We start from the raw sequence: 12,937 nt of genomic DNA, 5'->3' as shown, positions 1-12,937 counted from the left end.
CGATAATAAGGAGGAAAAAATTATGCAGTACGATTTGAAGGCAAAGGAATTGCGGGCAGACATTCTTAAGATGTTATTTGCCTGTCAGTCAGGACATCCAGGAGGTTCCTTATCCTGTGTAGAGATGCTTATGGCACTTTATTATGAGGTAATGAACGTTGACCCTGAGAATCCTGATAAACCGGACAGGGACCGGCTGGTATTGAGCAAAGGACATGCATGCCCTGCGCTATATGCGGTTCTTGCAGATCTGGGATATTTCCCAAAAGAGGATCTGGCAGGACTCAGGCAGATTGACAGCCACCTTCAGGGGCATCCGGATTGTACAAAGACACCGGGTGTGGATATGAATACGGGTTCTCTGGGGCAGGGAGCATCACTTGCAATGGGATTGGCACTTGCGGCCAGGCATGCAGAAGAGTCCTATCAGGTTTATGCAGTCTTAGGTGACGGGGAATGCCAGGAAGGGCTTGTATGGGAAGCCGCTATGGCAGCAGCCCATTATAAACTGGATAATCTTACATTTATGCTGGATTATAATAAGCTTCAGATTGATGGAAGCAATGAAGAGGTCATGAGTCTCGGAGATATTAAAAAGAAATTTGAAGCATTCGGTTTTGCTTGTGTGGAAGTGGACGGACATGATATCAGTGCCATAACCAGGGCATTAAAGGCTCCGGTAACAGGCAAACCCAAATTTATCTGCTGCAATACCATAAAGGGAAAAGGAGTTTCTTTCATGGAGAATCAGTACGGCTGGCATGGAAGGCCGATGAATGCAGAAGAATTTGCCATGGCAATGAAAGAACAGGAGGTAGTTTAAATGGGAAAGTCGCTTAGAGTTGCATATGGAGAGTCACTTGTAAAATTAGGGGCAGAAAATGAAAAAGTAGTGGTGCTGGATGCGGATTTGGCACATGCCACCCAGACCTGTATGTTTAAAGAAGAATATCCCGACCGTTTCTTTAATATGGGAATTGCGGAAGGAAACATGATGTGTGCAGCTGCAAGTTTTGCAAGTACAGGATACATACCTTTTGCTAGTACGTTTGCTTTATTTGGGGCAGGGCGTGCCTATGAGCAGATACGCAATTCGATCTGTTATACCAATGCAAATGTAAAGTTTGGATTTTCTCATTCCGGTCTGTCCGTAGGAGAAGACGGGGGAAGCCACCAGTCTATTGAAGACATTGCTCTTATGAGAGAGATGCCTCACATGACGATTTTTGTACCATGTGATCCAAGTGAAACAGAAAAAGCAGTTATGGCCGCTGCAGAAATTAACGGTCCCGTGTATATCCGCGTAGCCAGGCCTGTTTGTGATGATATTACAACATCAGATACACCCTTCATTCCGGGCAAAGCAAATGTGATGAGAGAGGGAAATGATATCTGCATCATATCCTGCGGTCTGATGATTCCTGAGGCATTAAAAGCGGCTGAAGAACTTGAAAAGGGAGGAATCCATGCCTCTGTCGTAAACATGCATACCATCAAACCCATCGATAAAGATATTATTCTGAAAATGAATGAAACCTGTAAAGGCATTGTAACGCTGGAGGAACATTCCGTAATCGGAGGCCTTGGTTCTGCAGTAGCTGAAGTTCTGGCCGGTCATACAGGGGCTAAATTTGCAATCATGGGAATTCAGGACAAATTTGGAAAGTCAGGAAAACCGGAACAGCTTTTTGAAGCTTACGGTCTGACAGCGGCACATGTAGTCAATACCTGCAAAGAGATGTTAAAATAAAAGGAGAGTTACTTAAAAATGAATATTGAACGTTATGAATTTACCGGAGAAGGAATGCAACGGGTATTTGAAAATGAAAAATGGACTGTTGGCATTAAAAACTGGAAGCCCGCCAATGACATTACTGGTATTGACTGCCTGGAAAGGCATAATAAAACAGATGAACTCTTCGTACTGACAGAAGGCGCATGTACCCTTGTTTTTGCCAACGAAACAGAAAGCGGATTAGAATTTGGCTGCGTTAAAATGGTTCCAGGGAAGGTGTTTAACATACCGGCAACCTTATGGCACAATACGATAACGCAGAAAGATACTAAAATGATTTTAATAGAAGACTCAAATACTTCTATGGAGAACAGTGATATATTAAAGCTTGATAAAGACCAGATTGAAAATATCAGAAGTCTTGTATAGGGAAGAAGAGGAGAAAATGAAATTTTTTATTGATACAGCCAATGTAGAAGACATAAGAAAAGCAAATGATATGGGGATCATCTGCGGTGTTACAACGAACCCTTCTCTGATTGCCATGGAAGGAAGGGATTTTAAAAAAGTTATAAAGGAAATTACAGCCATCGTTGACGGACCTGTCAGCGGGGAAGTTAAGGCAACAACGGTTGATGCAGATGGGATGATCCGGGAAGGAAGGGAGATTGCTGCCATTCACTCCAATATGGTAGTAAAAATCCCGATGACAACGGAAGGCCTGAAAGCGGTTAAGGTACTAAATACAGAAGGGATAAAGACCAATGTAACTCTGGTATTTTCGGCGGCTCAGGCCCTTTTGGCCGCACGTGCGGGAGCGACTTATGTTTCACCGTTTATGGGGCGCCTTGACGATATTTCCATGAAAGGAATAGTACTGATAGGGGAAATTACCGATATTTTTAAAACACACCATATTGTAACAGAAATTATTGCTGCCAGTATCCGCAACCCCATTCACGTAATCGATTGTGCAAAAGCGGGTGCCGATATTGCAACGGTTCCGTATAAAATCTTGGAACAAATGGTTAACCATCCGTTAACAACTCAGGGAATTGCTAAATTTCAGGCTGATTACAGAGCGGTATTCGGAGAATCTTAAATATAAAACAGGCGCTGCCAGATGCCGGAAAAAATCCGTTCATCTGGCAGCGCTTTTCATATTAATGACTTTCCTTATATTCCTTTAATGCTTTGGATAACTGGTCCGGACAGGAGGTCGGGCGGAAACCGCATTTGATTCCTTCCAGACGGTGAATTGCCTCGTCAACTTCCATGCCTTCAACAAGCCTTGATACTCCCTGTGTATTTCCGGAACAACCACCTACAAACTGTACATGAGCGACTTTGCTGCCTTCTATTTCAAAATTAATTTCCTGGGAACATACTCCGTGTGTTTTATATTTCATCATTGATACCTCCGTATAATCATGACTCTCATCTTATCAGAAACTTTAAAGAATTATAACGAATTCAAGAGTCAGTGTCAATAGATCATAGAAGGAAGGAAAACAAAATATCACACGAATCCGGTTTTAAATCTGTTCCTTCTGCTCCTTTAAATAGTCAAACAGCATATTGGATTTGTCGGTTAACTGGGGATTTATACTGTTGGAGGATAGTTTGGTGAAACCGATATTTGTCTTTACCGAATCTCTTATCCTATAATATGTAAGCTCAGGAAACATCTGAAGATTAGCAAGCTGTCTGGGTAAAATAGCGCAGCCGCCTTTTTGAGACAAAAAAGACAGAAGCATCATATGCCTGGGGAATGTTCCGGCAATACTGCCTGTATAGCCAATATCATATAGCTGTTTTTTTGTAAGTCTGTAAATATCAGACTCTTTGGCAATGGTGTAAATATTATCAAATTTAAATCCGGTCAGATCAATTTCACTTCCCTGTTCGAAAGGAAAAACATTTTTGCTGCAGATAAGAACCATCTCATCCGAAACCAGAGGAATGGAATCATATTCCGGATCGGAAAGTAAATCCGTACGGCAGATAGCTGCATCAATCTCCTGCTGAGAAAGCATCTTAAGCAGATGTGACTGGTCATCTTCCACGATTTCTATGGAATAATTACCGAATTTCTCCTGAAAATTAAGGAGCAGCTGCATAATCCCGCTTTCCGCAAGACATGGTATTGTTCCTACCGTTAAATGAGTAATATAGCAGGAGGTTCCAAATTTTTCTAATTTAGTCATTAAGTCCTGGGTGCACTGGCGGATGTTTATTGCATAATCCAGGAAAACATTGCCTGCCTCTGTGAGTTCTGCCTTTGTATTGCTTCTGATAAACAGCACGATTCCCAGTTCATTCTCAATTGCCTTGATGTGTTTTGATAAAGCAGACTGGGAAATATAAATGCTTTCGGCAGCTGAAGAAAAATTTTTATACTTTGCCAATGCTAAGAAATCATCAATCCATTTAGTCATAATCAAATAGCCCCCTTTAGTTACTGATAAATCGTAAAAATCCAAATTCAGATGTACGTTTTGTCATTACCACTATTATAATACAGAATGACGCGAAGGAAAATATGTTTATACTATTTTGTGATGACATTTTAGAATACTTATAAATGCAAAATATTTGTAAAAATTAACTATTATTTTACAGTGAAAGTACACTATATATGAATTTTTAATCCGACGTTTGCTTGTTTTATATTTTGCAAGGAATCATAATTGAAAAGATTTAAAATTTTCCGTTTCCATTTTGGAATAGTTGCACGAATTTAATCGAATTGCCACGAAAATTGTAATTGATTATAATTTTATTATGTTGGAAAAATTAACCAGCAGGCAACCGTATCAGCAGCATATGAAGAAGATCAGGAGGAAAATTTATGGCAAAAGTTTATCAGGATTTGCGCAGTTTCCTTTCCACTCTGGAAGAAAACGGTCAGTTAGTACGAATCAAGGAGGAGGTTAATCCAGAACCGGATATTGCAGCAGCAGGCAGAGCTGCGGCAAACATTGAGAGCGGTCCGGCAGTTTTATTTGAAAAGGTAAAAGGATATCCTTACAGCGTAGTCACCAACGTACATGGTTCATGGGCCAATCATGCTTTGATGCTGGGAATGGACAAAACAGCATCAACCAAAGAGCAGTTTCATGAAATCAACCGCAGATGGGACCGCTTTCCGGTTAAACCTGAAATTCTGAAAAGAGAAGAAGCACCCTGTAAAGAGAATACCATTGATAAACCAGAGGATATCAATCTGTTTGAGCTTCTTCCATTATACAGAATCAATGATCAGGATGGAGGCTTCTTTCTTTCCAAAGCGTCTATTATCACGGCAGATCCCAATGAGCCTGATAATTTTGACAAACTGAATGTAGGTACATACCGCATACAGGTGAAAGGTAAAAACCGTGTGGGCATTCAGGCTCTTGCATTTCATGATATTGCAATCCAGCTGGAAGCGGCTGAACGGAAAAACGAAAAGGTTCCGATTTGTATTACGGTTGGAAACAGCCCGCTGGTGACCTATATGGCATCGACTCCGGTTATGTATACTCAGAATGAGTATGAATTTGTAGGCGCGCTCCAGGATGGAGTTCCGACCCAGATCGTTCAGTCCGATCTTTATAAGAATCTTTACGTTCCTGCCGGTTCTGAGGTTGTTTTGGAAGGTTATATTGAGCCAAGGGTACGTGAGGTAGAAGGCCCGTTCGGAGAATTTCCGGGTTCCTACTCAGGTTCCAGACGCCAGTGCGTAATTACAATTACTCATGTAACTCACAGAACAAACCCGATTTTTGAAAATCTGTATCTGGGTATTCCGTGGACCGAAATCGATTATCTTATGGCGTTAAATACATCGGTTCCCCTTTACCAGCAGATAAAACGCGATTTCCCCGAGGTACAGGCAGTTAATGCCATGTATACGCATGGAATTGGCTGTATTATTTCCACAAAGGTGCGGTTCGGCGGCTTTGGCAAAGAAGTGGCATTCCGCCTTCTTTCCACTCCTCACGGAGGTTCGTACAGTAAGATCATTATCATTGTTGATGAGTTTGTTGATCCGTTTAATCTCCCTCAGGTTATGTGGGCGCTCACAACCCGTGTAAGACCGGATAAGGATGTTGTGGTTATTCCAAACTGCCCGGGAATGCCTCTTGATCCATCTTCTTATCCTGCCGGAATGCATTCTAAACTGATTATTGATGCGACAACTCCAAAGGATCCGGAGCCTAATCCAAGAGAGGTTGAACTTTTAGAGCCGCCTGCAGGCTATGAAAAGTATGAAGCTTTGATTCGTAAACTGATGGCTGAGATGTAAGCTCTATAACGAAAGGAGATTGAAACTATGAAATGTCCCCGCTGTGACGGAAATAAAATTGAAGTGATTGCAACCTCTCCTGTAGGAAATGTCTGGGAAGTTTATGAATGTATGGATTGCTTTTATTCCTGGAGATCCACTGAGACTCCCCATATTCACGAAAAGTTTAAGCTTAAAAAAGAACAGATAGAAAATTTGCAGATTATTCCTCCGATTCCCCCTCTTGATAAATAATATTTTGAGACTCTGATCGTGAAAGGAGAAGCATCAGTGACATTCACTAAACAGAAATCAGGTTTTTTGATCGGTATCATTATTTTTGTTCTTGTCCTACTTCTTCCGCTTGACGGCCTGTCCAGAGAAGGGCAGATCTGTCTTGGATTAACCTTAATGACCGTAGTCTGGTGGGCTGCACAGGTTGCCCAGTCAGGTTACGTTGGGGGATTCTATCTGGTCTCCGTCTGTCTTTTAAAGCTTGCCGATACAAAAGTGGTGTTTGCAGGCTGGACAACTTCAACCCTGTGGCTGGTCATCGGTGCCTATATGATTGCAGCAGCTGTTAAAAAGTCGGGATTAGGGGAACGTATCTCTTATGCCTACATCCTGAAATTTGTAAGCTCGTGGAAGAGCATCATCATCGGCATTTTTGTATTGACCTTTATTTTATCATTGTTCATCCCCCATCCCTGGCCCCGGGCGTTTTTAATCATGTCGGTTATGTCAGTTGTGATCAAGGCGGCAAATATGCCGAAGGAGGATGCAGTTAAGGTGGGATTTACGGTATTTGCCGCTTCTGTTCCGGTTTCACTTATATTCTTAACCGGAGATTCCGTGATTAACCCCCTGGTAGTGACTTACTGCACCACTGAAAGCATCAATTTTGTACGCTGGTTTCAGATTATGGGACCGCCGGCCCTGTTTTTAAGTATTACAACCATGCTCCTGATTCTGATCCTGTTTAAGCCGTCAAAAGAGGTTGAAGTCAATTTTGATGAGGTGCGTACGGCTCAGTCAGCTCTTGGAAAGATGACTGAAAAGGAGAAGAGAACTCTGATCTGGATCCTGATCGCAATCGGTCTCTGGCTTACCAATGGTATTACCGGTCTTGATGTAGGCTGGGTTACTCTGGCGGTGGCAATGTGTATGGCTCTTCCGGTGATTGGTAATGTCCTGACAGTGAAAGAGTGGGGAGATGTTCCGGTTCATGTTCTGGTATTTTTAACTTCTGCCATTGCCATTGGAAAAGTGGGAGCGGTAACCGGCATGAATGAATGGCTTGCGGCTACCCTGCTTCCGAAAACCATGCCGGGAAACATACTGGTACTGTCCCTGATGATTGCGGCAATTGCAATCCTGATCCATATGTTTATGGGATCTGTCATTGCAGTAATGGGTGTTGCCATACCGGCAATTCTCGTCTGTACCAATGCACTGGGAATCAATGAACTGGCAGTGATTTTTGTTATTTATCTTGCTATTTCCGGTCATTATGTTCTTCCGTTCCATCACCTTAATATTCTGGTTGGACAGGGAGAGGAAAACGGAATGTATACACAAAAGGAAACCGTAAAAATGGGGGTTCCGCTGCTCATTCCGATTTTCCTGACAGTTGCCTTTGCCGTAGCATGGTTTGCGGTGCTGGGCGTTATTTAACTGTTTTTTAAGAGAGGTGTTTTAATGCGAATTATTGTAGGAGTATCAGGAGCAACCGGTGTAGTTATGAGCCTTTATCTGCTGAAAGCGCTGAAGAGTTTTAAGGATTGTGAGGTGCATCTGGTGGTATCGGATTGTGCCAGAAAAACCTGGGAGCTGGAGACGGATTATCCCTTTGAGGAGCTGACGGAACAGGCAGATTATAATTATGATGTACATAATCTTGCCGCAGCCATCTCAAGCGGCTCTTATCAGACAGACGGAATGATTATCTTGCCCTGCAGTATGAAGACGCTGTCCGGAGTTGTAAACGGTTTTACCGATAATCTCCTGATCCGGGCAGCTGATGTCTGTATGAAAGAAAACCGGAAAGTGGTTCTGTGCACAAGAGAAATGCCTCTTGGAAAGGTTCATCTTCGAAACATGAATGAGGCTGCAGATTTAGGCTGTACCATAATTCCTCCCATGCTGACTTTTTACAATGGTGCCCGTTCTCTGGACGATCAGATTAATCATGTGGTTGGAAAGATCCTGATGCAGTTTGGACTTGATTTTAAAAACTTTGTTCCGTGGCACGGCGCAGAATAACTGCAGTGAAAAAGGAAAAAGGGAGAGATATTATGATAAGCAAAACCTGGGGATCCGGAAAGTATGCAGTAAATCTCAGTGTCCATGTGACGAAGGGGAACGGGCTGGCTGTTTTTATAAGCGGCGGGGAGAAACCCCATCTTGGCGGAGTGGCATTAGCGTCTCCCGGCGTACCATTAGATGGGCAGCAGCTTTCCAGCTGTGATTTATGGACCCTGACGGTACCAGGGCACAAGGATGCACAGCTGGCACAGAGAATTGCGAAGAAGCTGTGTATTGCAGCCGGAGAGCCGGTGTCTGTAAGCCTGGGTGTTCATGTTGAACATGCAACGGCGGAGGAAATTAAGCTTTTGTGTGAGAATGTGGAAGCTGCAGCAGATTTATTTTTAAAGGAATATCTTGAAAATGACTGATTGGAGTAATTATGGACCATTTAATATGTGTTGACATACTGGATCGGGAAAGTGGAGAAGCAACCAAAGAGGAGTGTCATCAAAAGGGATTGCTTCACAGGGCTTTTTCGGTATTTCTGTATCATGAGGGGAAATTGCTGCTTCAGAGGCGTGCATTGGAGAAATATCATTCCGGTGGATTATGGACCAATGCATGCTGCTCCCACCCCCGGAGTCATGAATCCTTAGAGGAAGCAGTTGAAAGGCGGCTTTATCAGGAACTTGGGGTCGCCTGCATCTGTGAAGAAGCAGGTTCATTCGTTTATTATCACAAGTTCCATCAGGATATGTTTGAATATGAATATGATCATATTTTTATTGGTCAGTATAATGGAGAAATCAGTCCGGACCCCAATGAGGTTATGGATCTGAAGTGGATGGAAATTGCTGATCTCTCTGAAAGCATGCTGCAAAATCCCGAACGATATACCGTGTGGTTTCTGACTGCAGCACCTATAGTTATTGAAAAACTGAAGGGCGGAAAAGAACCAGGGTAAAAGCCTGGATTTTTCGCTGTCCAGAGATAGATTAGTTAAAAATAAATATACAATGGGAGGTACACTTATGAGTGACAAAAGAGGTTTTAAAGATTTTATCAGAGGGCTGTCAGTGAAATTGAAGCTATCCGTAGGATTTGGAATTTTATTTGCAATATTACTGATTTCTCTTGCAACATCGGCTCACAGCATATCAAAAATCGGAGCGCAGGTAGGGATGTATTCAAAATTTACATATCCCCTTACCACCTATAATTTAACGGCTCAGCGGGAAATGGTGTCTGTCCAGAGATATTTGCTGATGACAATTCTTCAGAAAGAAGCAGGGGAGGATTATCAGTCATCCCTTGATTTATCAGGAAAAAGTGCAGAAAACTTTATGACCGTTCTGGAAGAGTTCGCAACCCATCAGCGCAGTTCGGCTAATGATAAGAATATAGCAGATGTCAAGGCGCATGTACAGGAAGCAGAAACCGCACGTAATAAAATACTTGATTTAATTAAAGATCCCTCAAATAAAGATTCCAAAGAAGCTTATCTTATTTTCCAAAACGAGTTTTTACCTGCCTTTAATCAAATTGCGGATATTATGGAGCAGATGAATGTTGTTGGAGCGCAGAAGGCAGATATCCAGAAACAGACTGCTCAGAGTGCAATATCACAGTCATGGGTTATTCTTTGTGTTGTACTGGTGCTGTCTACATTAGCCACACTTGTGATTATTTATGTACTTACGAGAGCAATATTAATTCCTGTCAGAGAGATAGAAGCTGTTTATAAAAATATGGCAGAAGGAAATCTTCATTCCGAAATTAAGTATGAGAGCCGTGATGAACTGGGACGTATGGCCGAGAGTATACGTTCTACCAATGCAAGACTTGTTTCTTATATTGAAGATATTATTGCCAAACTCACAATGCTTTCACAGGGTAACATGAACTTTACCGTTGACCTGGACTATGTGGGCGATTTCTCATCAATTAAACAGTCATTATTAAATACCATCACTTCTCTTAATTCCACCATGCAGGTAATTCATTCTGCTGCAGAGCAGGTTAATTCCGGCGCAGGTCAGGTCTCTGACGCTTCCCAGGCACTTGCATCAGGGGCAACAGAGCAGGCGGCAACCATAGAAGAGCTTACAGCTTCCATTCACAGTGTAACAGAAAAAGCGGAAAAAAATACAGTATCAGTGCGCAACGCAACGGAATCTGTTTTCCAGGCAGGTCAGGGAGTGGGAGAGAGCAACAACAGAATGAAGCAGCTGAATGAAGCAATGAGAGAAATCAGCCATTCTTCTGAAGAAATATCCAAGGTAACAAAGATAGTGGAAGACATCGCTTTCCAGACAAACATCCTGGCATTAAATGCGGCAGTAGAAGCAGCAAGAGCCGGAGAGGCAGGCAAGGGATTTGCTGTTGTAGCGGATGAAGTAAGAAATCTGGCAGCGAAATCAGCAGAAGCGGCCAAACAGACGGCAGACCTGGTACAGAAATCTACTGATAAGGTAGCAGAAGGCGAGCGGATGGCCAATGAAAGCCTGAAACTTTTAGATGATGTTGCGGAAAAATCGGCAATGGTTGAAAAAGCCATTAAACAGATTGAATCCGATACTCAGGATCAGGCAAACACCATTGTAGAGATTAACCAGGGACTTTCCCAGGTTTCCGCAGTCGTACAGACCAATGCTGCAACTGCAGAGGAAAGCTCTGCTTCCAGTGAAGAACTTGCTGCACAGGCACAGATTTTAAGAGAACAGATTTCAAAATTTAAACTTTCTGATGTATCTGTCAGCAAAGGCATAGAATCATTCACTGTAAAGAATGTGGAACCGGAATTAAAACAGTCTGCTGTTTATGATCATACGTCCGGAAAATATTGAAATTATTAACACAATTGCTCCGTTTTCCGTTATAATGATACGGTAGCCGATGAAACAATGGATAAAACATAAAGGAGGACTGCTATGTTAGGAATTATCGGAGCAATGGATGTGGAAGTGGCAGAAATAAAAGAATCCATGAAGGACGTAACGGTTGAAACCATAGCGGCAATGGATTTTTATAAAGGAACATTAAAAGGGATGGAAGCGGTTGTAGTCCGGTGTGGCATAGGAAAGGTCAATGCTGCCATCTGCACACAGATTCTGGCAGATCATTACCATGTGAGCGCTGTGATTAATACCGGAATTGCCGGTTCTTTAAAGAATGAGATCAATATCGGAGATGTGGTGCTTTCCACAGATGTAGTGCATCATGATATGGATGCCACCGGTTTTGGTTACCCCGCAGGACAGATTCCCCAGATGAAGGAATTTTCATTTCATGCGGATGAAAAACTCTGCATTCTGGCTGAGAATTGCTGCAAAGAGGTGAATCCTGAAGTTGGAATTTTTAAAGGAAGAGTGGTTTCAGGGGACCAGTTTGTTTCTGACAGGGTTAAAAAGACCTGGATCTCTGATACATTTCAGGGATTTTGTACGGAGATGGAGGGGGCTGCTATTGCACAGACAGCCTACTTAAACCATATACCATTTCTCATTATCAGAGCAATCTCAGATAAGGCGGATGACAGCGCAAATATGGACTACAGCGAGTTTGAACAAAAGGCAGTAAAAGCTTCCGTGAACCTTATTTTAGCTATGACGGAAAAATATTCAGATTAACTTAAGAATCGAATCCTGACAGGATTTGACGAACGATTCTAGGCTCTCTCATCTTCCCAAAGGCAGTCGGGGTGTTTATAATAAACCTATCACCCGGAGATGCCGGGAAGAAAGGGGAGCTATTATTATGCTGGAATTTTTACAGACAGGCAAAGCGTTATACGTGCTGGCAGTTTTCTGCGGCATTGGCATTATTACCAGATGGCTGACACGTAACCTCTACAAAAGACTGATTAAGGAATCAGATAATCTGACACTTACCAAAAACAGGAATCTTCGTGCATTTAAACAGAAGACCGAATCAACTTATCAGGTGAACCAGGGAATTCCCAGGGTCAAGCCTTATTTGGAAAGACAGATGTATGATTTTAAACATATGGGTATAACACTTCATGGCTGGAACATGTTTTCCAATCAGATGACACTGTGGTGCTTTTTAGCGGGAGGTGCAGCCGCGTTTGGTTCTTACTGGTACCGTACAGATCCTTACTATATTGTACTGTATGGCTCCGTTGGAATTATGGCAGGACTGTTTACCATACTGGTGGACCATGGTGCCGGAATTACAGAAAAGCGTCAGCAGCTGTTTGCAGCGCTGGACAATTATCTGGAGAATACACTGATCTACCGGCTGGATCAGGAGCGGGAGGAATCAGCCTCCATGTCGGGACCGCGGCTGGAACCCCGTGAAAATATCCGTTCAATTTACGGAGCACAGTCAAGAGGTACAGCAGAACTGGAAGCTGAGCCAGACAGAAAGGCCGACAGAAGGAGCACCAGACAGAGGGTGCGCAACCGTCCACAAAAGCAGGCGGAGGAATATTCTGATGAAATGGAGCATGTGCCAATGAGAGGAGAATCCATGGAAGCATCGGAAGCAAAAGGTTCCGTCCGTGATGTGGACTATTTAAAAAAGAGTCTGGAGCAGATTGCAGCAAGCAGGGAAAAAGAGAGGGGAAACAGGCAGGGAGAGGACTGGCTTAAGGATTTAAACCCGGATGAATTAAAGCTGATCGGCGAAATTCTGCAGGAGTATTTAACATGAACGTTCGGAGG

The 12,937-nt window shown here is 42.8% G+C and carries 15 protein-coding genes; 13 read left to right on the top strand and 2 right to left on the bottom strand.

Annotation, left to right across the window (positions count from 1 at the left end; all coding sequences use genetic code 11):
• Positions 1–22: 22 nt before the first annotated feature.
• Genes V7D18_RS07670 through fsa form a run of 4 tightly spaced genes read left to right on the top strand, consistent with a single transcriptional unit; the run spans position 23 to position 2,837 of the window.
• Positions 23–823 (top strand): transketolase, encoded by an 801-nt coding sequence (locus tag V7D18_RS07670; RefSeq protein WP_426153042.1) that lies wholly within the window; start codon positions 23–25, stop codon positions 821–823.
• Positions 824–1,750, top strand: a complete 927-nt coding sequence (locus tag V7D18_RS07665) for a transketolase family protein (RefSeq protein WP_426153040.1) — start codon at positions 824–826, stop codon at positions 1,748–1,750. It begins immediately after the preceding gene.
• Positions 1,751–1,768: 18 nt separating this feature from the next.
• Positions 1,769–2,164: a cupin domain-containing protein gene (locus tag V7D18_RS07660; protein ID WP_426153038.1), complete on the top strand. Its 396-nt coding sequence runs from the start codon at positions 1,769–1,771 to the stop codon at positions 2,162–2,164.
• 16 nt (positions 2,165–2,180) lie between these two features.
• The gene (fsa, locus tag V7D18_RS07655; protein WP_426153036.1) at positions 2,181–2,837 is read left to right on the top strand and encodes a fructose-6-phosphate aldolase; all 657 of its coding nucleotides are present in this window, start codon (positions 2,181–2,183) and stop codon (positions 2,835–2,837) included.
• A 61-nt stretch (positions 2,838–2,898) separates the two neighbouring features.
• Here fsa and V7D18_RS07650 read toward each other — a convergent pair whose 3' ends face one another.
• A complete protein-coding gene (locus V7D18_RS07650) occupies positions 2,899–3,144 on the bottom strand; it encodes a TIGR03905 family TSCPD domain-containing protein (protein WP_426153112.1) in 246 nt (81 codons plus the stop codon).
• A gap of 126 nt (positions 3,145–3,270) precedes the next feature.
• A complete protein-coding gene (locus V7D18_RS07645) occupies positions 3,271–4,173 on the bottom strand; it encodes a LysR family transcriptional regulator (protein ID WP_426153034.1) in 903 nt (300 codons plus the stop codon).
• A gap of 413 nt (positions 4,174–4,586) precedes the next feature.
• Between V7D18_RS07645 and V7D18_RS07640 the strand changes: the two genes are divergently transcribed.
• The 9 genes from V7D18_RS07640 to V7D18_RS07600 all read left to right on the top strand — a co-directional run bounded on the left by V7D18_RS07640 (position 4,587) and on the right by V7D18_RS07600 (position 12,926).
• A complete protein-coding gene (locus V7D18_RS07640) occupies positions 4,587–6,026 on the top strand; it encodes a non-oxidative hydroxyarylic acid decarboxylases subunit C (RefSeq protein ID WP_426153032.1) in 1,440 nt (479 codons plus the stop codon).
• Positions 6,027–6,053: 27 nt separating this feature from the next.
• Positions 6,054–6,260, top strand: a complete 207-nt coding sequence (locus V7D18_RS07635) for a non-oxidative hydroxyarylic acid decarboxylases subunit D (RefSeq protein ID WP_117418487.1) — start codon at positions 6,054–6,056, stop codon at positions 6,258–6,260.
• Positions 6,261–6,296: 36 nt separating this feature from the next.
• Complete coding sequence (locus tag V7D18_RS07630) at positions 6,297–7,679, top strand: SLC13 family permease (RefSeq protein ID WP_426153030.1); 1,383 nt, start codon at positions 6,297–6,299, stop codon at positions 7,677–7,679.
• Between the two features lie 24 nt (positions 7,680–7,703).
• A complete protein-coding gene (locus V7D18_RS07625) occupies positions 7,704–8,267 on the top strand; it encodes a UbiX family flavin prenyltransferase (protein WP_426153028.1) in 564 nt (187 codons plus the stop codon).
• Between the two features lie 32 nt (positions 8,268–8,299).
• Positions 8,300–8,680, top strand: coding sequence for a hypothetical protein (locus tag V7D18_RS07620; RefSeq protein ID WP_426153026.1), 381 nt, complete (start codon positions 8,300–8,302; stop codon positions 8,678–8,680).
• 11 nt (positions 8,681–8,691) lie between these two features.
• Entirely contained in the window at positions 8,692–9,216 is a 525-nt protein-coding gene (gene idi, locus V7D18_RS07615; RefSeq protein ID WP_426153024.1) for an isopentenyl-diphosphate Delta-isomerase, read from the top strand.
• 67 nt (positions 9,217–9,283) lie between these two features.
• Complete coding sequence (locus tag V7D18_RS07610; protein WP_426153022.1) at positions 9,284–11,098, top strand: methyl-accepting chemotaxis protein; 1,815 nt, start codon at positions 9,284–9,286, stop codon at positions 11,096–11,098.
• Between the two features lie 84 nt (positions 11,099–11,182).
• Positions 11,183–11,881, top strand: a complete 699-nt coding sequence (locus tag V7D18_RS07605) for a 5'-methylthioadenosine/adenosylhomocysteine nucleosidase (protein WP_426153020.1) — start codon at positions 11,183–11,185, stop codon at positions 11,879–11,881.
• Between the two features lie 127 nt (positions 11,882–12,008).
• Positions 12,009–12,926 (top strand): hypothetical protein, encoded by a 918-nt coding sequence (locus V7D18_RS07600; RefSeq protein ID WP_426153018.1) that lies wholly within the window; start codon positions 12,009–12,011, stop codon positions 12,924–12,926.
• The last annotated feature ends 11 nt before the right edge of the window (positions 12,927–12,937 follow it).

Origin of the sequence: Lacrimispora sp. 38-1, assembly GCF_049890855.1 — a bacterium.
In the GTDB taxonomy this organism is placed as follows: Bacteria; Bacillota; Clostridia; order Lachnospirales; family Lachnospiraceae; genus Lacrimispora.
Note: the sequence above shows the minus strand (reverse complement) of the source record. Positions and strands in the feature narration are given on the sequence as shown.